18 protein-coding genes are annotated in these 21128 nt (G+C 70.0%); 10 read left to right on the plus strand and 8 right to left on the minus strand.

Features of this window, described 5'->3' with window-relative positions:
• Positions 1-141 precede the first annotated feature (141 nt).
• Positions 142-954, plus strand: a complete 813-nt coding sequence (locus AC0N04_RS11635; RefSeq protein WP_474281710.1) for a GGDEF domain-containing protein — start codon at positions 142-144, stop codon at positions 952-954.
• A gap of 19 nt (positions 955-973) precedes the next feature.
• Here AC0N04_RS11635 and AC0N04_RS11640 read toward each other — a convergent pair whose 3' ends face one another.
• The 4 genes from AC0N04_RS11640 to mutL all read right to left on the minus strand — a co-directional run bounded on the left by AC0N04_RS11640 (position 974) and on the right by mutL (position 6066).
• Positions 974-1744 (minus strand): oxygen-binding di-iron domain-containing protein, encoded by a 771-nt coding sequence (locus AC0N04_RS11640; RefSeq protein ID WP_474281712.1) that lies wholly within the window; start codon positions 1742-1744, stop codon positions 974-976.
• A gap of 43 nt (positions 1745-1787) precedes the next feature.
• Positions 1788-2741, minus strand: a complete 954-nt coding sequence (gene miaA / locus AC0N04_RS11645; protein ID WP_474281714.1) for a tRNA (adenosine(37)-N6)-dimethylallyltransferase MiaA — start codon at positions 2739-2741, stop codon at positions 1788-1790.
• Positions 2742-2786: 45 nt separating this feature from the next.
• Complete coding sequence (locus AC0N04_RS11650) at positions 2787-4043, minus strand: pseudouridine synthase (RefSeq protein WP_474281716.1); 1257 nt, start codon at positions 4041-4043, stop codon at positions 2787-2789.
• Positions 4044-4143: 100 nt separating this feature from the next.
• On the minus strand, positions 4144-6066 hold the full coding sequence (gene mutL / locus AC0N04_RS11655; RefSeq protein WP_474281718.1) for a DNA mismatch repair endonuclease MutL: 1923 nt from the start codon (positions 6064-6066) through the stop codon (positions 4144-4146).
• A gap of 60 nt (positions 6067-6126) precedes the next feature.
• On the opposite strand from mutL, the gene AC0N04_RS11660 reads away from it, so the two are divergent.
• The 7 genes from AC0N04_RS11660 (at position 6127) to kdpE (ending at position 14979) form a co-directional block, all read left to right on the plus strand.
• A complete protein-coding gene (locus AC0N04_RS11660; protein WP_474281720.1) occupies positions 6127-6765 on the plus strand; it encodes a DedA family protein in 639 nt (212 codons plus the stop codon).
• 183 nt (positions 6766-6948) lie between these two features.
• Positions 6949-7041 carry a K(+)-transporting ATPase subunit F gene (kdpF, locus tag AC0N04_RS11665; protein WP_474281722.1) on the plus strand — a complete coding sequence of 31 codons (93 nt, stop codon included), beginning with the start codon at positions 6949-6951 and terminating at the stop codon, positions 7039-7041.
• A complete protein-coding gene (gene kdpA, locus AC0N04_RS11670; RefSeq protein ID WP_474281724.1) occupies positions 7038-8834 on the plus strand; it encodes a potassium-transporting ATPase subunit KdpA in 1797 nt (598 codons plus the stop codon). Before kdpF ends, kdpA begins: the two co-directional genes overlap by 4 nt.
• Positions 8831-10909: a potassium-transporting ATPase subunit KdpB gene (gene kdpB / locus AC0N04_RS11675; protein ID WP_474281726.1), complete on the plus strand. Its 2079-nt coding sequence runs from the start codon at positions 8831-8833 to the stop codon at positions 10907-10909. The genes kdpA and kdpB overlap by 4 nt, the downstream gene beginning before the upstream one ends.
• Before the next feature lie 32 nt (positions 10910-10941).
• Positions 10942-11574, plus strand: a complete 633-nt coding sequence (kdpC, locus tag AC0N04_RS11680) for a potassium-transporting ATPase subunit KdpC (protein WP_474281728.1) — start codon at positions 10942-10944, stop codon at positions 11572-11574.
• Positions 11575-11581: 7 nt separating this feature from the next.
• The gene (locus AC0N04_RS11685; protein WP_474281730.1) at positions 11582-14290 is read left to right on the plus strand and encodes a DUF4118 domain-containing protein; all 2709 of its coding nucleotides are present in this window, start codon (positions 11582-11584) and stop codon (positions 14288-14290) included.
• Positions 14287-14979 (plus strand): two-component system response regulator KdpE, encoded by a 693-nt coding sequence (gene kdpE / locus AC0N04_RS11690; RefSeq protein WP_474281732.1) that lies wholly within the window; start codon positions 14287-14289, stop codon positions 14977-14979. The genes AC0N04_RS11685 and kdpE overlap by 4 nt, the downstream gene beginning before the upstream one ends.
• A gap of 37 nt (positions 14980-15016) precedes the next feature.
• On the opposite strand, the gene AC0N04_RS11695 is transcribed toward kdpE, so the two are convergent.
• On the minus strand, positions 15017-16366 hold the full coding sequence (locus AC0N04_RS11695) for an N-acetylmuramoyl-L-alanine amidase (protein ID WP_474281734.1): 1350 nt from the start codon (positions 16364-16366) through the stop codon (positions 15017-15019).
• Complete coding sequence (tsaE, locus tag AC0N04_RS11700) at positions 16363-16845, minus strand: tRNA (adenosine(37)-N6)-threonylcarbamoyltransferase complex ATPase subunit type 1 TsaE (RefSeq protein WP_474281736.1); 483 nt, start codon at positions 16843-16845, stop codon at positions 16363-16365. Before tsaE ends, AC0N04_RS11695 begins: the two co-directional genes overlap by 4 nt.
• Here tsaE and queG point away from each other — a divergent pair.
• Positions 16837-17967, plus strand: a complete 1131-nt coding sequence (gene queG / locus AC0N04_RS11705; protein ID WP_474281738.1) for a tRNA epoxyqueuosine(34) reductase QueG — start codon at positions 16837-16839, stop codon at positions 17965-17967. The genes tsaE and queG overlap by 9 nt on opposite strands.
• Positions 17968-17974: 7 nt before the next feature.
• Here the strand turns inward: queG and AC0N04_RS11710 are convergent, their stop codons facing one another.
• Complete coding sequence (locus AC0N04_RS11710; protein ID WP_474281740.1) at positions 17975-18886, minus strand: AEC family transporter; 912 nt, start codon at positions 18884-18886, stop codon at positions 17975-17977.
• Positions 18887-18967: 81 nt separating this feature from the next.
• On the opposite strand from AC0N04_RS11710, the gene xerD reads away from it, so the two are divergent.
• On the plus strand, positions 18968-19924 hold the full coding sequence (gene xerD, locus AC0N04_RS11715; RefSeq protein ID WP_474281742.1) for a site-specific tyrosine recombinase XerD: 957 nt from the start codon (positions 18968-18970) through the stop codon (positions 19922-19924).
• A gap of 86 nt (positions 19925-20010) precedes the next feature.
• Here the strand turns inward: xerD and AC0N04_RS11720 are convergent, their stop codons facing one another.
• Positions 20011-21006 (minus strand): porin, encoded by a 996-nt coding sequence (locus AC0N04_RS11720; RefSeq protein WP_474281744.1) that lies wholly within the window; start codon positions 21004-21006, stop codon positions 20011-20013.
• Between the last annotated feature and the right edge of the window lie 122 nt (positions 21007-21128).

The raw sequence follows: 21128 nt of genomic DNA on the forward strand, positions 1-21128 counted from the left end.
ATGGCGGATCGTCTTGACGCCGGGCAAGGCCCGGGGCGGCTGGCGAAGGGGGACTATGTCACGCCCAGCTTGACCCAAAAGGGCCACGGCGCGGGGCTTTTATGTTGGAATCGATGCTCTGGAACTGATTGGGAACCGCCCGTGGCCCGTGCCGAGTCCTCCCTCCCATTTGTCCACCGCCTGGCCCTGCTGGTGCGGCGCGTCGGGCTGGGTTCCGCCTGGCTGTTCCAGGCCGCCGTCGGCCTGGCGGTCGCGGTGGGGGTGGCGGCGCTGCTGGTCGGGCTCGATGGCGTTTCCTGGGCGGCGGCGCTGGGCGGTGGCCTGCTGGCGCTGGTGCCGGCCCTGCTGGCCGGCGGGGTGGCGCTGCATCTGGCGCGGGCCCTGGCCGAATCGACCCAGCAGCGCGAGTTGCTGCTGATGGATGACGAGCTCACCGGGGTGAGCACGCGGCGCCAGTTCCTGCGCGTCGCCGATCGCGAGTGGTCGCGCTGTCGGCGCTATGGCGACGACGGCGCGCTGCTGCTGGTCGACACCGATCACCTGCGCCGCATCAACGAAAGCATGGGCCTGCGTTGTGGCGACGAGATCCTGCTGGAGGTGACACGGCGGGTGAACGCCACGCTGCGCCAGTCGGACGTGCTGGCCCGTTTTGGCGGCGCCGAGCTGGCCGTCTTCTTGCCGCACACCGACCCGCTGGGCGCACTCGATGCCGCCGAACGGATCCGCCAGCAGGTGGCGGCCACGCCGTTCCGCTGGGAGCGGGCGCACCTGGTGGTCACCGTCAGCGTCGGCGTGGCGCATGTGCACCTGGGCCAGCAATCGCTCGACAGCCTGATCCAGGAAGCCGAGGTGGCTCTTCAGGCCGCCAAGGACGCCGGCCGCAACTGTGTGCGCGCGGCACCCATCTTGCCCCGCAGCAACAGCGACGAAGCGCGCCCGCTGGCGCGGCCGTGACCGGCCTGCCGGCGCGCGCTCAGGCCGGCACCTGGTACAGCGAGGAGCCGACCAGGTCGACGCCGCACTGCAGCTCGCGCGCCCAGGCGATGAAGTCCTTGATCGCCGGACCGGCCAGCGGCGCGCCGTGCTGGGGCACGATCATGTCGATCTCCAGCGGGCTCACCATGTCGGCCCACAGCCGCATGACCTTGTTCGACACCATGTAGCGGCGGTGGAAGGCCTCCATCGACGGCAGCAGCGAGGCGAGGTCGGTCACCGGCTGCTTGGCCACCTGTCCGCCGACCAGCGACACGCCCAGGTCGCCCGAGAACAGGATGCGGCTGACTGGATCGTAGAACTGGAAGTTGCCCTCGGCATGCAGGAAATGCGCCGGCAGCGCCCACAGCTCCGTGCGGCCCAGCGCGATGCGCATGCCGGCGTCCGGAATGCCGACGATGCGGCCCACCGTCTTGCCGGGTTTGCAGAAGTGCGGAACGAAGCGCTCCCACACCTTGGAGACATAGAGCTTGGCCTGGGTCGAGGTGGTCCAGCGGTCCAGCGACGCGATGATGTCCGGATCGGCGTGCGAGGCCAGGATGGCCGACAGCTTGTGCGGCGGAAAGTGCCGCGTCATCGTCAGATACAGCTCGCTGTAGGCCAGGTTGCCGCCCGGATCGAGGATCGCACCGGTGCCGTCGTCGATGATCAGGAACTGGTTCGATTGCACCGCTTCGCCAACGGCATCGTCGGCCAGATCGGTGAACATCAGGCAACTATGGCCTGAATCGTCGTACAGGGTCGTGGGCATCCGGCACTGTAGAAGCGACAGACCCGCCTGAGCTTGATGCTCGTCAAGACAGGGCGGCCTGGACCTGGTCCGTCAGGTGTCGGGCCGCGTGGGGGTCTTCGGCGCCCAGCACGGTCCGCTGCAGGCTGCGCAACCAGGTGAGCTGCCGTTTGGCGAGTTGCCGGGTGGCCGCGATGCCCCGCTCGCGCACCACGGCGTGCAGGGCATCGCCCGTCAGGCCGGCGTCGAGCGCCTCCCACGCCTGGCGATAGCCGACGCAGCGCATCGAGGGCAGATCGGCCCGCAGGTCGCCCCGTGCGCGCAAGGCCCGGACTTCGTCAAGCAGGCCCTGGTCCAGCATCTGCTCGAAACGCTCGGCGATCCGCCGGTGCAGCCAGGCCCGGTCGTCGGGCTCGAGCGCGAACAGGCGGTGGCACGGGGCCCGCGCCGCGGCCTGCGCGCGGGTGTGGAAGGCCGACAGCGGCCGACCCGAGATCCGCCACACCTCCAGCGCGCGCTGGATGCGCTGCGCATCGTGGGGCGCCAGGCGCGCCGCAGTGGCCGGGTCGACCCGGGCCAGCTGCGCGTGCAGCACCGGCCAGCCCAGCGCCACGGCTTGGGTATCGATCTCGGCACGCACCGACGCGTCGGCTTCGGGCAGCGGGTCGATGCCGTCGATCAAGGCCTTGAAATAAAGCATCGTGCCGCCCACCAGCAGCGGCCAGCGGCCCCGCGCGGTGATGTCGTCGATCAGCCGGTTCGCGTCCTGCACGAAGCGCGCGGCGGAATAGGCCTGGCTGGGGTCGATCAGGTCGATCAGATGGTGCGGAACCTGGGCTTGCTCGGCGAGCGACGGCTTGGCGGTGCCGATGTCCATGCCGCGGTAGACCAGGGCGGAATCGACGCTGATGATTTCGAGCGGCAGCACCCGCGCCAGCGCCAGGGCGGCGGCGGTCTTGCCCGAGGCGGTCGGTCCGGCCAGGCCGATCCAGCGTGGGCGGGGCCGGGCCTCGCTCATCGCCCAGGTGGCCCGGACGGCGCAGGCATCGCCATCGCCGTGGCCTTAGAAGCGCTCGTCATCGCGCAGATAGCGCCACTGGCCCGCCGGCAGCTTGCCCAGCACCACGCTGCCGATGCGCACCCGCTTCAATCCCACCACCTTGAGGCCGACCAGCTCGCACATGCGGCGGATCTGGCGCTTGCGGCCTTCACGCAGCACGAAGCGCAGCTGGTCTTCATTGGCCCAGCTGACCTTGGCCGGCTTGAGCGGCTTGTCGTCGAGCATCAGCCCGTGGTTCAGCAGCTTCAGGTCGCTGTCCGGCAGCGGATCGGGCCGGACGTGCTCCACCCGCACCAGGTACTCCTTCTCAACATCCGAGTCTTCGCCGATCAGGTGCTTGGCCACCCGGCCGTCCTGGGTCAGCACCAGCAGACCGGTGGAGTCGATGTCCAGGCGGCCGGCCGGCGCCAGGCCGCGTGCGTGGCCGGGGTGGAAGGGCTTGCGCGACGGGTCCTCGGCCCAGTGGTTGGCGGCGGTGATCAACACCACGGCCGGTTCGTGGTCGTCCTCGGGCTGGCCCGAGACGTAGCCGATCGGCTTGTTCAGCAGGATCGTGACCCGCTTGGCCTGCTGGCCGTGCGCGGCCGGGTCGATCTCGATCCGGGCCTGCGGGCCCACCCGCTGGCCCAGCACCGCCATCTCACCGTCGACCCGGACCCAGCCGGCGGCGATCCAGTCGTCAGCCTCGCGCCGCGACGCCAGGCCGCGGTCACCCAGCACCTTGGACAGGCGGACACCCTCCTGCGTCGACACCGGCCGCTGGGCCGGTGCCGCCACGCGGCGCGGCGCGGCACCGGGCTCGGTGCGCCCGGCGGACTGCGGTGCCGGCCGAGGCGTCGCCAGCGGTCTGGCGTGGTGCGGCGGGGCCGGGGGGCGTTCGGTCGGGGCCGCGCGCGGACTCCGTCGTTCGCTGTCCGGCGTGGCCGGCTGGGCGCCTGCCGGGCCACCGCGCGGCCGGTCACCGGACGCTGCGGCACGCGGGTCGCGCTCCTCGCGTCGAACGCGGTCGGTCGCTCGCGGGTCGGACGGACCGCGGCGGGGTGCGGCGTCACGGTCGCCACGGGCGGGGCGGCGTTCGTCCCGTCGCTCGTCGCCACGGGCCGGGCGGCCCGGGTGCTCGCCGCGGCTGGCGTAGCTGACCGGGATGTCGCGTGCCGGCGGTGCGGGGGGCGTGGCCGGCTTGGCGGCCGCGTCGCGCTCGGGCAGGCGGTCGGTCAGGGCGCGTTTGGGCGCCCGCTTGATATCGCGTTCGGAACGCATGCAAATCCTTCACGGGGGCCGGCTCCGCAACAGGCGGGACCAGCCAAAACCGCATTGTCCCCCAGGCGTCGTCGCGCGAGAGGGTCAACGCCCGCGCGGGTCAACGCCCGCGCAGGAACAAGGCGTCGAGTTCCTTGAGCGTCAGCTGGCGCCAGGTCGGGCGGCCGTGATTGCACTGGTCGGCGCGTTCGGTGGCTTCCATCTGCCGCAGCAGCGCGTTCATCTCGGGCAGCGTGAGCTGGCGGTGGGCGCGCACCGCGCCGTGGCAGGCCATCGTGGCCAGCAGGTCGTCGCGGGCGCGGGTGATCAGCCGGCCGGCGTCGGCGGCGTCGAGTTCGGCCAGCTCCTGCAGCACCGAGCGGGCCAGCTCCACCGGGTCGGCGTCGGGCAGCGCAGCCGGGCGGGCCCGCACCGCCAGGCGCAGCGGGCCCAGTGGCGAGAGGTCCAGGCCGAGCGCGAGCAGCTCGTCATGGCGGGCTTCGGCGATCGCGACCTCGGTGGGGGTGGCCGCGAACGTGGCGGGGATCAGCAAGGGCTGGGACGCCAGCGTCTGCGCCTGCGCCGCCGCCTTCAGGCGTTCGTAGACGATGCGCTCGTGAGCGGCATGCATGTCGACCAGCACCAGGCCGCGTGCGTTCTCGGCCAACACGTAGATGCCGGCCAGCTGGCCCAGCGCGCGGCCCAGCGGCCAGGCGGCGGTGTCGTCGGGTGGCGTGGCAGCGGCGTCCGGCGCCAGGACCGTGTCCGAGCCGGACGGGGCCGGCTCGCGCGGCCACGAGGGAGGGGCCTCGTTCACCTTGAGCCTCGCCGCAGCGTCGGCGTTCCCGGCCTCGGCGCGGGGCTCGGGGGCGTACAGCGCCGACAGGTCGGCCAGGCTGAGCGGACGCTGGGTCGACGATGCCGGCCAGGCCGCGAAACGGGCGCCGTCGCGGGGCGAATCCGCAGGGGGCGGGCGGTCCGTGGCGGCCGGCGCCGCGGGGGCCGTCGCGCCGGTCGGCAGCGGCTGCGGCGTTGCGCCGCCGGGCGCGGCGAGCGCACCCTCCACGGTGCGCCGCACCGCGCCGTAGACCTCGCCCGGGTCGCGGAAGCGCACCTCGATCTTGGTCGGGTGGACGTTGACATCGACCCGGGTCGGCTCGATCGCCATGAACAGCACATAGGCCGGCTGGCGCTGACCGTGCAGCACGTCCTCGAAGCCGCTGCGCACCGCGTGGGTGACCAGCTTGTCGCGCACGAATCGGCCGTTGACATAGGCGAACTGATGGTCGTTGCGCGCGCGGGCCGCCTCGGGCAGGCCGATGCGGCCCATCACCCGCATCGGGCCGACCGCCACGTCCACGCCGCGGCTGCGATCGACGAAGTCTTCTCCCAGGATGTCGGCGATGCGCTGCTCGTGGGTGGCGCGCCGCCACTGCTCGATCAGCTTGCCCTCGTGCCAGATCGCGAAGCCGACGTCGGGCCGCACCAGCGCATGGCGGCGCACGGCTTCCACGGCGTGGGCCAGCTCGGTGGCCTCGCTCTTGAGGAATTTGCGCCGCGCCGGCGTGCTGAAAAACAGCTCGCGAACCTCGATGCTGGTGCCAGGGGCCCGCGCGGCCGGCTGCAACTCGCCGCTGCGCGCGTCCAGCCGCTGCGCGTGGGCCGCTTCGGCCGTCCGGCTGAGCACGCTCATGTCCGAGACCGAGGCGATCGCGGCCAGCGCTTCGCCGCGGAAACCCATGGTCTGGACGCCTTCCAACTCGGCCAGCGAGCGGATCTTGCTCGTGGCGTGGCGCTTCAACGCCAGCGGCAGTTCGTCGGCCGGAATGCCCAGCCCGTCGTCCTCGACCACGATCGAGCGGATGCCGCCGCCGGTCAGCCGCAGCGTGACCTGGCTGGCGCCGGCGTCGAGCGCGTTGTCCACCAGCTCGCGCACCACCGAGGCCGGCCGCTCCACCACCTCGCCGGCCGCGATCTGGCTCACCAGCTCGTCGGGCAGTTCGAGGATGGCGCGGCGCGCGGGCGGGGGCAGGGGGGACGTCATCGGCGGCGATTGTAGGCAGCCGGCCGTCCCGTCACAGGGCGGCAGCGATAATCCCGGCCCATGGAATTCCTTGCCTTTCTGGTCGACTTCGTCGTCCATGTCGACCAGCATCTGCGCCATTTCGTCGCGTTGTACGGCCTGTGGGTCTATGCGCTGCTGTTCCTGATCATCTTCGTCGAGACCGGCGTCGTGGTGATGCCGTTCCTGCCGGGCGATTCGCTGCTGTTCGTGGTCGGGGCGATGTGCGGCGCCGGCCTGATGCACCTGGGCACGTCCTTGCTGCTGCTGTGGGCTGCGGCGGTGGCCGGCAACCAGAGCAACTACACGATAGGTCGCTACTTCGGCCCCAAGGTCTTCCAGTGGGAGCAATCGCGCTGGTTCAACCGCCAGGCCTTTCTGCAGGCCCACGCGTTCTACGAGCGCTATGGCGGCATCACCATCGTGCTGGCGCGCTTCATGCCGTTCCTGCGCACCTTCGCGCCCTTTGTCGCCGGCGTGGCGCAGATGACGCGGCGCCGCTTCAGCCTGTACGACGTGACCGGCGGCGCCCTGTGGGTGGGCGGCGTGACGACCGCCGGCTACCTGTTCGGCAACATCGACTGGGTCCAGCACAACCTGGAGAAGATCATCTGGAGCATCGTGCTGCTGCCCGGCCTGCTGGTGATCTGGGGTACCTGGCGCGCGCGGCGCCGGTCTTGACGCTTTCTTGATGCGCGCGGCCGGCATCTTGCGGCCGTCTTGACGCCTGCCTGCCTAGCATCCCTCCATGTTCTTGGAGGATGTGATGGACTTGCTCTACATCGCACTGGCTGCCGCGTTCTGGCTGGCCATCTGGGTCATGGCGCGAGGCTGCGACCGCCTGCAGCAGCGGGAGGGTCGGCCATGAGCGCGCTCACCGTTGTGGCCGGCGTGCTGGCCGCCGGCCTGCTGGTCTACCTGGTGGCCGTGCTGCTGCGGCCCGAGGACTTCTCATGACCGGCGCCTCCTGGATGCTGCTGGGGGCCTACTGCCTGGCCCTGGTGGCCATCGCGTGGCCGCTCGGACGCCTGATCGAGACGGTGATGGCGGGGCGCTTCGCCTGGGGCGGCAAGCTCGAGGCGCCGCTGTATCGCCTGACCGGTGTCAAGCCGAAGGTCGAGTCGGACTGGCTGCGCTATGCCTGCGGCCTGTTGATCTTCAACGGCCTGGGGGTGCTCGCGGTGTATGCGCTGCAACGCCTGCAGGCCTGGCTGCCGCTGAACCCTCAGGGCTTTGCCGCGCCGACCACCGACCTGTCGTTCGACACCGCGATCAGCTTCGTCACCAACACCAACTGGCAAAGCTACGGCGGCGAATCGACCCTGAGCTATCTGACCCAGATGCTGGCGCTGACGGTGCAGAACTTCTTCTCGGCCGCGACCGGCATCGTCGTCGCGATCGCACTGATACGGGGCTTCGCTCGCCACTCGGCCCAGGTGATCGGCAATGTCTGGGTCGACCTGACCCGGGTCACGCTGTGGATCCTGCTGCCGCTGTCGCTGGTCTTTGCGATGGTGCTGGTGGGCCAGGGCGTGATCCAGAACCTGTCGCCGTACACCGACGTCCGCACGCTGGAGAAATCCAGCTGGCAGGAGCCGGTGCTGGGCGCGGACGGTCAACCCGCCAAGGACGCCAAGGGCCGGCCGGTGATGCAGGACAAGTCGTCCGCGACCCAGTCGCTGGCGATGGGGCCGGTGGCCTCGCAGTTGGCCATCAAGATGCTGGGCACCAACGGCGGCGGATTCTTCAACGCCAACTCGGCGCACCCGTACGAGAACCCGACGGCACTGAGCAACTTCCTGCAGATGCTGAGCATCTTTGCGATCCCCGCCGCGCTGTGCTTTGCCTTCGGTCGCATGGTGGGCGACCGGCGCCAGGGCTGGGCGGTGTTTGCCGCGATGTCCGTGCTGTTCGTGGTCTGCGCGGTGGCGGCGATGAGCTTCGAGCAGCAGGGCAACCCCCGGCTGGCGGCTTTGGGCGTCGACGACGCGGCCAGCGCGCTGCAGTCGGGCGGCAACATGGAAGGCAAGGAGGTGCGCTTCGGCATCGGTGCCTCGTCGCTGTTCGCCACCATCACCACGGCCGCATCCTGCGGCGCGGTCGACGCGATGCACGACTCGTTCACGCCCCTGGGCGGCGCGGTGCCGCTGGTGATGATCCAGCTCGGCGAGGTGGTGTTCGGCGGCGTCGGCTCGGGCCTGTACGGCATGCTGGTGTTCGCGATGATGGCGGTGTTCATCGCCGGTCTGATGATAGGCCGCACGCCCGAGTACCTGGGCAAGAAGATCGAGGTCCACGAGATGAAGATGGTCTCGATCGCGATCCTGGTGACGCCGCTGCTGGTGCTGGGCTGCACTGCGGTGGCGGTGATGAGCGACGCCGGCAAGGCCGGTGTGGCGAACCCGGGTGCCCACGGTTTTTCTGAAATCCTGTATGCGTTCTCGTCGGCGGCCAACAACAACGGCAGCGCCTTCGCCGGCCTGACCACCAACACGCCGTTCTACAACGTGCTGCTGGCGCTGGCGATGTGGTTCGGCCGCTTCGGCGTGGTCGTGCCGGTGCTGGCCATGGCCGGCTCGCTGGCGGCCAAGAAGCGCATCGCGGCGGGCGAGGGCACGCTGCCCACGCATGGGCCGCTGTTCGTCGCGCTGCTGATCGGCACCGTGCTGCTGGTCGGCCTGCTGAACTACGTGCCTGCGCTGGCCCTGGGGCCGGTGGTCGAGCACCTGATGTTGTGGAGCCGTTCATGAGTCGCCAAACCCTGCCCCTGTTCGATCCGGTGCTGCTGCGCCCGGCACTGGTGGATTCATTCCGCAAGCTGAACCCGCGGGTGCAATGGCGCAACCCGGTGATGTTCGTGGTCTTCGTCGGCAGCGCGTTCAGCACGCTGCTGGCCTGGCAGCAGCCCAGCGGCTTCACCATCGGCGTGGCGCTGTGGCTGTGGTTCACGGTGCTGTTCGCCAATTTCGCCGAGGCCCTGGCCGAAGGCCGCAGCAAGGCCCAGGCCGCCAGCCTGCGCGGGCTGAAGAAGAAGACCTGGGCCAAGAAGCTGCAGGGCGCCTACCGGGCCGGCACCGTGCGCACTGCGATGAAGTGGCTGCCCACCGAGGCCGACGGCCTGCACAAGGGCGATGTGGTGCTGATCGAGGCAGGTGACATGGTGCCGGCCGATGGCGAGGTGATCGACGGCGTGGCCGCGGTCGACGAGAGCGCGATCACCGGCGAATCGGCACCGGTGATCCGCGAGTCGGGCGGTGATTTCTCGGCGGTGACGGGCGGCACCCGGGTGCTGTCGGACTGGATCGTCGTGCGCGTCACGGTCAATCCGGGTGAGACCTTCGTCGACCGGATGATCGCGATGGTCGAGAACGCCAAGCGCCAGAAGACCCCGAACGAGATCGCTCTGACGATCCTGCTGGTGGCGCTGACCATCGTCTTCCTGGGCGTGGTGGCCACGCTGCTGCCGTATTCGCAGTTCAGCGTGCAGGTGGCGGGAGCAGGGCAACCGGTCAGCCTGGTGGTGCTGGTCGCGCTGCTGGTGTGCCTGATCCCCACCACCATCGCCGGCCTGCTGTCGGCCATCGGCGTGGCCGGCATGAGCCGGATGATGCAGGCCAACGTGATCGCCACCTCGGGCCGGGCGGTCGAGGCTGCCGGCGATGTCGATGTGCTGCTGCTGGACAAGACCGGCACCATCACGCTCGGCAACCGCCAGGCCAGCGCCTTCCTGCCGGCCCCCGGCGTCAAGGAGTCCGAGTTGGCCGATGCGGCGCAACTGGCGTCGCTGTCCGACGAGACGCCCGAGGGTCGCAGCATCGTCGTGCTGGCCCGTCAGCGGTTCCAGCGACGGGACCGCGAGGTGGATTGCCCGGGCGCCGAGTTCGTGGCCTTCAGCGCGCAGAGCCGCATGAGCGGCGTGGATCTGGCGGTCGGCATGGCGCCCGCGCGCAGCATCCGCAAGGGCGCGGCCGATGCCATCCGTCGGCATGTTCAGGCACTGGGGGGGAGCTTCGCGCCACCGCTGCAAATCCTGGTCGACGACGTCGCGCGGCGCGGCAGCACGCCGCTGGTGGTGTCGGAGGGCAGCCGGGCGCTGGGCGTGGTCGAACTCAAGGACATCGTCAAACCCGATATCAAAGAGCGCTTCGCCGAGTTGCGCCGGATGGGCATCAAGACCGTGATGGTGACCGGCGACAACCGCCTGACCGCGGCCGCCATCGCCGCCGAAGCCGGGGTCGACGACTTTCTCGCCGAAGCCACGCCCGAGGCCAAGCTCAGGCTGATCCGCGAACACCAGGCGGCCGGCAGGCTGGTGGCGATGACCGGCGACGGCACCAACGACGCACCAGCACTGGCCCAGGCCGACGTGGCGGTGGCGATGAACACCGGAACCCAGGCCGCCAAGGAGGCCGGCAACATGGTCGACCTGGACAGCAACCCGACCAAGCTGATCGAGATCGTCGAGACCGGCAAGCAGATGCTCATGACGCGCGGCTCGCTGACCACCTTCAGCATCGCCAACGATGTCGCCAAGTACTTCGCCATCATTCCGGCGGCCTTCGTCAGCACCTACCCCCAACTGGCGGCGCTCAACGTGATGCACCTGGCCAGCCCGACCACCGCGATCCTGTCGGCGGTGATCTTCAACGCGTTGATCATCGTCTTCCTGATTCCGCTGGCGCTCAAGGGAGTGGCTTACCGCGCGGTGGGCGCGGCCGCGCTGCTGCGCCGCAACCTGCTGATCTACGGCCTGGGCGGGGTGGTCGTGCCCTTTGCCGGCATCAAACTGATCGACATGCTGGTCGCCGCGGGCGGCCTGGCCTGACCCCGTCGCCTCCAAGAAACCAAGGGACTCCCATGACCGACCTTTCCATGGCCACCGATGAGCCTGTCTCGGCCGCCGAAGGGCTGTTGCGCCCGGCGATCTCGCTGTTCGTGCTGCTGTCGCTGCTGACGGGCCTGGCCTACCCGCTGCTGGTCACCGGTCTGGCGCAGGTGGCCCTGCCGGGCCAGGCCAACGGCAGTCTGGTCACGCGTGCCGGCCAGGTGGTCGGCTCAAGTCTGATCGGCCAGTCCTTCACCGAAGCTCGCTATGTCTGGAGCCGTCCCTCGGCCACCAGCCCCATGGCCTACAACGCCAGCGCGTCGGGCGGCTCCAACCTGGGGCCGCTGAACCCGGCGCTGAGCGACGCGGTCAAGGCACGCATCGCGGCCTTGCGCGCCGCCGACCCGGGCAACACCGGGCCGGTACCGATCGACCTGGTGACCGCGTCCGCCAGTGGGCTGGACCCGGACATCAGCGTCGCGGCGGCCCGGTACCAGGCCGCCCGGGTGGCGCGGGCGCGCGGCCTGCCCGTGGCGACCGTTCAGGGTCTGATCACCCAGCACACCCGTGGCGCCTGGCTGGGCTTGTTGGGTGAGCCGCGGGTCAATGTGCTGGCGTTGAACCTGGCGTTGGACACCGTGACGCCGGCCGCTTCGCTGCGATGATGGGCAGATGAGTTCCGAACGCCCCGATCCCGATGCGCTGCTGCAGCGCGTGCAGGCCGACGAGGCACGCGCCCGGCGCGGGCGCTTGAAGATCTTCTTCGGTGCGTCGGCGGGGGTCGGCAAGACCTGCGCGATGCTGGCCGCCGCCCGTGTCGCGGTCGACCAGGGGCGCGCCTTGGTCGTGGGTCTGGTCGAGACCCACGGCCGTGGCGAGACCGATGCGCTGGCGCGGGACCTGCCTCGTCTGCCGCTCAAGGCCGTTCCGTACCGGGACCGCGTGCTCGAGGAATTCGACCTGGACGCCGCACTGGCTTTTGCGTCCTCTCGGACCGATGCGCTGGTGCTGCTGGATGAACTGGCTCACAGCAATGCGCCGGGTTCGCGCCATCCCAAGCGCTGGCAGGACGTCGAGGAGATGCTGGAGGCGGGGATCGACGTCTGGACCACCGTCAACGTCCAGCACCTTGAAAGTCTCAACGACATCGTCAGCGGCATCACCGGCATCCGGGTGCGCGAGACCGTTCCGGACCGCGTGTTCGACCGGGCCGACGAGGTCGTGGTGGTCGACCTCCCGCCCGACGAGTTGCTGGCACGTCTGCGGGCCGGCAAGGTCTATATCGCGCCGCAGGCCGAACGCGCCTCGAAGAACTTCTTCCGCAAAGGCAACTTGCTGGCACTGCGCGAGTTGGCGCTGCGGCGCACCGCCGATCGGGTCGATGGCGAGATGCAGGCTTACCGGCGCGAGCGTGCGGTGCTCGCCGTCTGGCCCAACCGCGAGGCCTTGCTGGCCTGTGTCGGGCCCGGCCTCGACGGCGAGAAGATCGTGCGCCGCTGTGCCCGCCTGGCGAGTCAGCTCGACGTGCCCTGGCATGCGGTGCTGATCGAAACCCCTGCGCTGATGCGCCGTCCCGAAGCGCAGCGGCAACAAGCATTGAAGGTGCTGAAGCTGGCCCAGGAACTGGGGGCCGTGGTGGCCACGCCGTCCGGCCCCGACGTCGCCACCGCGCTGGTGCGGCACGCGCGCGAGCACAACCTGGCGCGCCTGGTGATCGGACACAGTCGGCGGCGCTGGCCCTGGCAGCGCGGTCTGGCCGACCGGGTGGTCGCCGAGGCGCAGGACCTGGACGTGCTGCAGGTGGCCTTGCCTGCAGCGACTGCGGCGCCCCCCGAGCCTGCCAAGCCGGCCGTCGAGGCGAGCGAGCGGCCTCGCTGGAGGGCGTATGGCGCAGCCGTGGCAGCCTGCGCCGCGACGGCGCTGCTGGCGACGCCGCTGCTGCGGGTGTTCGAGCTCAGCAACATCGTGATGCTGTTCCTGCTCATGGTGGTGGCTGTCGCGCTTCGCTACGGTCGCGGCCCGGCGGTGTTGGCCGCCTTGGTCGGCGTGGGCTGCTTCGACTTCTTCTTCGTGCCGCCTCGCTTCTCGTTCGCCGTCAGCGACGTGCAGTATCTGCTGACCTTTGCGGTCATGCTGGTCGTGGCCTTGGTGATCGGTCAGCTCACGGCAGGCCTCAAGGTGCAGGCCGAGGCGGCGATGCAGCGCGAGCGTCGGGTGCGCAGCCTCTACGAGATGTCACGCGCGCTGTCGGCCGCCTTGCTGCCCGACCAGGTGGGCGAGATCGGCGCCCGCTTCCTCGCGACGGAGTTCGGCGCCCGCAGCGCGGTGCTGGCCAGCGACGAAAGCGATCGCCTGCAGACGCTGACCGGAGCCACCGCCGAGGTCGACATGGGCGTGGTGCAGTGGGCTTTCGACCGCGGCGAGGCGGCGGGCCGCGGCACCGACACCTTGCCCGCCAGCGCCTGCCTGGTGTTGCCGCTGAAGGCGCCGATGCGCGTCCGCGGCGTGCTGGTCGTGCAGCCGCCGGACGCCCGCACGCTGGGGCCGGAGCCGCGTCGCCTGCTGGAGACCTGCGCGTCGCTGCTGGCCATCTCGCTCGAGCGCATCCACTACATCGAAGTGGCCCAGACCAGCACCTTGCAGATGGCCTCCGAGCGGCTGCGCAATTCACTGCTTTCGGCGATCTCTCACGACCTGAGAACGCCGCTGGCGTCGCTGGTCGGATTGGCCGATACCCTGGTCCTGACCGTGCCGCCGCCGACCGAAGCCCAGCGCGAGATCACGCAGGCGATCCGCCAGTCGGCGCTGCGCATGAATGCATTGGTCAGCAACCTGCTGGACATGGCCCGGTTGGAGTCCGGCGCGGTCCAACTGAACCTGCAATGGCAGCCGCTGGAAGAAGTCGTGGGAAGCGCGTTGGCGGCCGTCGCGCTGCCGCTGTCCGGTCGACCGCTCCGCGTGCACCTGGCACCGGATCTGCCGCTGCTGCACCTGGACGCGGTGCTGATCGAACGGGTGCTGGTCAACCTGCTCGAAAATGCCGCCAAGTACACCCCGGCCGGCTCGGCGATCGACATCGCCGCACGGGTCGATGGCGCGCACGTGGTTCTGACGCTGGACGACCAGGGACCGGGCTTGCCTGCCGGGCGCGAGGAGGCGATCTTCGAGAAGTTCGAGCGCGGACGAAAGGAGAGCGCGCAACCCGGCGTCGGTTTGGGGTTGGCGATCTCGCGCGCGATCGTTCAGGCCCACGGTGGCATCATCAGTGCTTCGAACCGACCCGAGGGCGGTGCCCGCTTCACGATCCTGCTGCCGCGCGGCGAGCCGCCTGCTGATGATGGCGCCGACGACGCCATACCTGCCGACGATCATGCCCGATGAGTGAACCCCGCGCCCGCGTGCTGCTGGTCGAGGACGAAGCCGACATCCGTCGCTTCGTCCGCCTGGCGCTGCAGACCGAAGGCTTGGACGTCCTGGAGGCCGACAGTCTGCAGCGCGGCCTGATCGTCGCGGGCAGTTCTCGACCGGACCTGGTGGTGCTGGACCTCGGCCTGCCCGATGGCGACGGCGTCGACTTCATCCATGACCTGAGAACCTGGTCGGCGATGCCGGTCATCGTGCTGTCGGCCCGCAGTGACGAAGCGGACAAGATTGCCGCGCTGGACGCCGGTGCCGACGATTACCTGGTCAAGCCGTTCGGAGCCGGTGAACTGATGGCGCGGGTGCGAGCCCAGTTGCGTCGCCATGCGGGCCAGGGCGGTGCCGGCGAGCCGGTGATCGCGTTCGGCGAGATCCGCATCGACCGGGTGCGGCGCGTCGTCGAGAGGGCCGGCGACGCGCTGCACCTGACGCCGATCGAATACCGCATGTTGACCCATCTGGCTGCCCAGCCCGACCGGGTGATCACCCATCGGCAGCTGCTGAAGGCGATCTGGGGCCCGGGCCATGTCGAGGACACCCATTACGTGCGGGTCCACATGGCCAACCTGCGCAAGAAGATCGAGGCCGATGCGTCGATGCCTCGCCATTTGCTGACCGAATCGGGCATCGGCTATCGCTTCGTGCCTTGAGCCGCACTCGCCGCCATGCCGCACCGAGGTGTCGACATCAGATCTCGCGGTGACGCGCGAGCGGTGGGTTCTTCGCGAAGTAGCGGCCGATGCCGGCGTTCAGGGCTTCGACCAGCTTGAGCCGGTAGGCCGGGTCGCGCAGCTTGTCTTCTTCTTCCGGGTTCGAGATGAAGGCGGTCTCGACCAGGATGGACGGAATGTCCGGTGCCTTCAGCACCGCGAAGGCGGCCTGCTCGACGCTGCCCTTGTGCAGCCTGCCGACGCGGCCGATGCGTCCCAGCACCTCGCGGCCGACGCGCAGGCTGTCCTGGATCTGCGCGGTGGTGCTCATGTCGAGCAGCGTGCGCAGCACCGCCCTGTCCTTGACGCGGGTGTTGACGCCGCCGACGCTGTCGGCTGAATTTTCCTTTTGCGCCATCCAGCGCGCCGCCGCACTGGAGGCGCCGTTCTGGCTGAGGGCGAACACGCTGGCGCCACGCGCCTCGGGCGTGAAGAACGCGTCGGCGTGGATCGACATGAACAAATCGGCCTGGACCCGGCGTGCCTTGTTGACGCGCTCGTACAGCGGCACGAAGAAGTCGTCGTCGCGGGTCATCATCACCCGCACGCCCGGCTGCTGGTTGAGCCGGTCGCGCAGCTGCAAGGCGATCTGCAGCACCACGTCCTTCTCGCGCAGGCCGCTGGGGCCGATCGCGCCGGGATCCTCGCCGCCGTGGCCGGGGTCCAGCGCGACGATCAGCAAGCGGTCGATGCGGGCGCGCTGGGCCGCCGTCGGCGCAACCGGGGGGGCGCTGACCTGGGGCGGCGAGGTAGGCCGGGAGGCCGCGTCCGCCACGGGGGCCGTGGCGGGCGCCGGGAACGGGCGATCGAGCTTGCCGATGAACTCGCCCAGCGCATCCTGCACCGCCTGCGTAGCGGCGCGCTCGGCGTGGTCGCGTTCGTTGATCAGGGCCAGCAGCGGGTCCGGCGCCTCGACCGGGTAGAGGTCGAACACCAGGCGGTACTGGTAGGCCGCCACCGGTTCGAGCGCGAACTGCTGCGGCTTGACCGGCTGCTTCAGGTCGATCACCAGGCGGACCACACGCGGCTGGTTCTGGCCGACGCGCACGCCGGCGATGTAGGGGTCGTCCGGGCGCACCTTGCCGACCAGCTCCCGCAGCGCCGGGCTCAGCTCCAGGCCGTCGATGTCGATCACCAGCCGTTGCGGCGGGTCTTCGGTGAGGAAGTGGTGCGCGGTCAGCGCCTGGTCGGATTCGATCGTCAGCCGGGTGTAGTCCTGCGCCGGCCAGACCCGCACCGAGACGATGGTGGAGCCCATCGCCACGTGGGTGGCGCCGAAGCTGAGGGCCAGGGTGCCCAGCGAGCGCAGGGTGTCGCGTCGATTCATGCCAGCAGCTCCTTGCCGAGCGCGCTGAAGGCCTGGGCCGCGACCTCGCGGCTGCCATCGGCCTGCGGTGTGATCGTCAGGCGCAGATCGGGTTCCGGCAAAGCCGGTGCCACGTTGCGGGCCCATTCCGACAGCTTCAGGCCGGGCGCCGCGAACAGGTCGCGAAAGCCGGCGTCCTCCCACTCGCGCGGATCGCTGAAGCGGTAGAAATCGAAATGCGAAACCGGCCAGGCCGAGCCGGCCTGCTGCACCTCGTAGGGTTCGAGCACCGCATAGGTCGGGCTCTTGATGCGTCCCTGCACGCCGAGCGCACGCAGCAGGTGACGAACGAAGGTGGTCTTGCCGGCGCCGAGCGGCCCGTCCAGCTCGACGTGCGCCCGAAGCAGGGCCGGGTGCCGCGTCAGCCCGGCGGCGAAGCGCTGGCAGGCCGATTCGTCGGGCCAGTGCAGGTGGGTTTCTAGAATCGGCGTATGGCTCAAGGTTCGGATTCGGCAGCACGTGCAGCGCACGAGGTGGCGCAGCACGTGGCGCGGTGGCTGCCGCAATGGGGGGCTGAGTTCGGATTCTCCCAGATCGGCGTGGCCGATGTGGACCTGGCGAGCGCCGAACCCGGCCTGCTGGCCTGGCTGGCGGCGGGCTTTCATGGCGACATGGGCTACATGGCGACGCATGGCCTGCGGCGCGCGCGACCGGCCGAACTGGTTCCCGGCACGGTGCGGGTGATCACCGCCCGCATGGACTACCTGCCGCGCACCACCGCCGATGGCTGGCAGGCGCTCGAGTGGCGACGCCTGGCGCAGCCCGAGCTGACCGTGGTGTCGCTCTACGCCCGGGGGCGGGACTATCACAAGGTGCTGCGCCAGCGCCTGCAGGCGCTGTCCGACCGCATCGCCGGCGAGATCGGGCCGTTCGGCCACCGCGTCTTTACCGATTCGGCGCCGGTGCTCGAGGTGGAGCTGGCCCAGCGCAGCGGTCAGGGCTGGCGCGGCAAGCACACGCTGGCGCTGGCTCGCGACGCGGGTTCGACGTTCTTCCTGGGCGAGATCTACGTCGATCTGGCTCTGCCGCCGACGCCGCCGGCCAGCGCCCATTGCGGCCAGTGCCGTGCCTGCCTGGACTGCTGCCCGACCCAGGCCATCGTCGCGCCGTACCGGCTGGATGCGCGGCGCTGCATCTCGTACCTGACGATCGAGCACCCGGGGGCGATTCCCGAAGCGCTGCGGCCCTTGATCGGCAACCGCATCTACGGCTGCGACGACTGCCAGCTGGCCTGCCCCTGGAACAAGTACGCGCGGCCCAGCGTGCTGGCCGATTTCGATGCCCGCTCGCCCTGGCCCCAGGCCACGCTGGTCGCGCTGTGGCAGTGGGACGAGGCGGCGTTTCTGCATCACACCGAAGGCAGCCCGATCCGGCGCATCGGCCACGAGCGCTGGCGCCGCAACCTGGCGGTGGCCATCGGCAACGCGCTGGCGGCGGGCGCGGCGGCCGAGCCGCTGGTCGCGGCCCTGTTGCAGTCTCGGCCGGCGGCCGGCGATCTGGTGCGCGAACACATCGACTGGGCGCTGCGGCAAGCGGATGCCGCGGTGACGCCGCCGACCTGAGCGGTGCTCAGTAGGCGGTCTGGACCCAGTTCAGGCCGGCCAGCGCGAGCGGCAGGCCGACCATGCCCACCAGGGTCGAGACGCTGACCAGCCCGGCGACGAAGCTGCCGTGGCCGCCCATCCGGGTGGCCAGCACGTAGGCGCTCGACGCGGTGGGCAGCGCGGCGAACGCCACCACCACCGTCTGCTGTCCCGCAGGCAGGCCCGCGATCTGCACCAGCACGATCGCCAGCAGCGGCAAGACCAGGTGCCGAATGCCCAGCAGGCCGGCGGCCAGGCCGGGCGCCTCGCGCAAGGCGCCCATGCGCAACCCGGCGCCCACGGCCATCAGGCCCAGGGGCAGGGCGGCACTGCCGACCCGGGTCAGCGTGACCCAGAGCATGTCGGGCAGTTGCAACCCCAGCAGATTGCCGAGGAGACCGGACACGGTGCCCAGGATCAGCGGGTTGCGCGCCAGTTCGCGGCCGAAATGCTGGCCGGAGTGGCGCGCCAGCGGCCATACCGCGGCCACATTGCAGATCGGCACGCACACCGCCACCAGCAGCGCGATCCAGGCCACCGCCTGCACGCCGCCCAGACGCTCGGCCAGCGCCAGGGCCACGTAGGAATTGAAGCGGAATGCCGTCTGTGCGCCGGAGGCATGGGTGCGCGCATCGACGCCCGGCCAGCGACCCAGAGCGTAGGCCAGCGCGATGCCGCAGGCCACGACGGTCAGGCCGCATCCCGCGAAGGTCAGCAAGGCGCCTGGTTGCAAGGGCTGGCGCAGGATCGCAACGAACAGCAGCGCCGGAAACAGCAGCCAGTACACCAGGCGCTCGACGCCGTCCCAGACGCTGCGGTTCAAGGCGGTGTAGCGGCAGATCACATAGCCTGCGACGATCAGCAGGAAGTCGGGCAGCAGCATCAACATCTGGGACATGGCGGCAGTGTGCCAGCAACGGTCCCGGCGGCTCGGCTATGCTGGTCGCTTTGCACCGGCCAGGCCGACGTCTTTGCCCGCATGTCCACCCGCCAGCCCAGAAAGCCCACGGCCGCCGAGCCGGTCACGCCACTGTCGGTCGAGAGGCTGGCAGACCAGGCGCTGATCCGCCGTTTCACCGACGCGCTGTGGCTGGAGGACGGCCTGTCGAAGAACACGCTGTCGGCCTACCGACGGGATCTGGACGCCTTGAGCGCGTGGTTGGCGGCCGAAGCAGGCGGCGGGCTGGCCGGCACCACCGAAGCCAAGCTGCGCGGTTACGGTGCTGCACGCCATGCCGGCAGCCGGGCGACGACCGCCAACCGGCGGCTGGCCGTGTTCCGCCGCTTTTATCGCTGGGCCTTGCGCGAACGGCTGGTGGACGCCGACCCGACCTTGAAACTGGAGGGGGCGCGCCAACCCTTGCGTGTGCCCAAGACGCTCAGCGAAGCCCAGGTCGAGTCCTTGCTGGCGGCGCCGGACACGGCCACGGCCTTGGGCCTGCGCGACCGCTGCATGCTGGAGCTGATGTACGCCAGCGGCCTGCGGGTGAGCGAACTCGTCGACCTGCAGAGCGTGGACTTGGCGATGGCGGACGGCGTGCTGCGGGTCACCGGCAAGGGGGCGAAGGAGCGGCTGGTGCCGTTCGGCGTCGAGGCCCGGGACTGGATTTCGCGCTATCTGGCCGAGGCCCGCGCAGACATCCTGGGCGGGCAGAGCAGCCCGGCTCTGTTCGTCACCGCGCGAGGGGGGCCGATGACGCGGCAGATGTTCTGGACCCTGGTCAAGAAGCATGCGCTGGCGGCCGGCATCCATGCGCCGCTGTCGCCGCACACCCTGAGGCATGCGTTCGCGACCCACTTGCTGAACCATGGCGCCGATTTGCGCGTGGTGCAGATGCTGTTGGGCCATGCCGACATTTCGACGACCACCATCTACACCCACGTGGCACGCGAACGGCTGAAGGCGCTGCACGCGCAACACCATCCGCGTGCCTGATCGCCGTCGTGCGGGCCCTTGGCGTGAAAAAGCCGGCACGAGGCCGGCTTCGGAGGTCTGACCGGCAGCCCGGAGGCTGCGGACGATCAGAAGTTCTGGCGGATGCCCAGGGCGAAGGAGCTGAAGTCCACGCCGGCGGCGTCGGTCATGTAGGCGCCGTTGGTCTGGTTGTTGACCTTGGTGTAGAACGCGTAGACCTTGGTGCGCTTGCTCAGGTTCTGGTTGACGGCCAGCGTGAACTGGGTCGCGCCGCTGTCGCTGACGCTGCCCGTGTTGCCGGCGTGGCCCACGTTCAGGTGCAGCTCGGTGGCGCCCATCACGTACTTGCCCGACAGGCGGAACGTGGTGCGGTTGCCCAGGCCGGCCACTTCCAGGCCCTGGTTGGCGTCGAACGCGATGTTGTCAGCGCGTTGCACGTAGCCACCGAAGGTGAAGTCGCCCATCTCGTACAGCGCGCGCACGCCGAAGGTCGAAGCCGCGTCATGCTTGGTGTAGCCGGCGCCCAGGTGCAGCGGGCCGCCTTCGTAGTTGGCTGCCACGTCGTAGCCGCGGGCCACCGGGTTCGCGCCGTTGGCGGTGGCGTTCTGCGCCGCCACTTCCACCTTCACGCCACCCAGATCCGGCGTGCGGTACGACACCTTGCTGCTGCCGTTGAAGCCGTTGGCATCGGCGAACAGCGCATCGGCCGAGGTGCCGGTGTCGTGGTTGTGCATGCTGACGTAGTCGGCCATCGCGAAGTAGGCTTCGCTGGTGAAGCGGCCCATGCGGATCATGCCGAAGTCGCCGCCCAGGTTCACTTCCGACTGGCGGGCCCAGAACTGGCCTTGCGATTGGGCGCCGGTGGCGGCGTTGAAGCCGTGCTCGAGCTGGAAGCCGGCCTTCAGGCCGCCGCCCAGGTCTTCGGTGCCCAGGAAACCGATGCGCGAGGCGTCGTTCTGCACCGTGTTGTCGGTGACGTTGCCGGTCTTCTGGTGTTCCAGCGACAGGTTCAGGCGACCGTAGATGGTCACCGAGCTTTGTGCGAAGGCAGCCGGCGCAGCCAGCGTGGCGGCCACTGCGGCCAGGATGAAAGTCTTCTTCATAAGAAACCTCGGGTCAGAGAGAAAAGGTGATGGTCATCAATGACGGCGTGTACGACGCCGTCTCGACACAGGCGCTCTATGGCGACATCGTGACAGTTTAGCGGCGAGGGCCGCATCGGCCT

Source organism: Ideonella sp. sgz306126 (assembly GCF_056032705.1).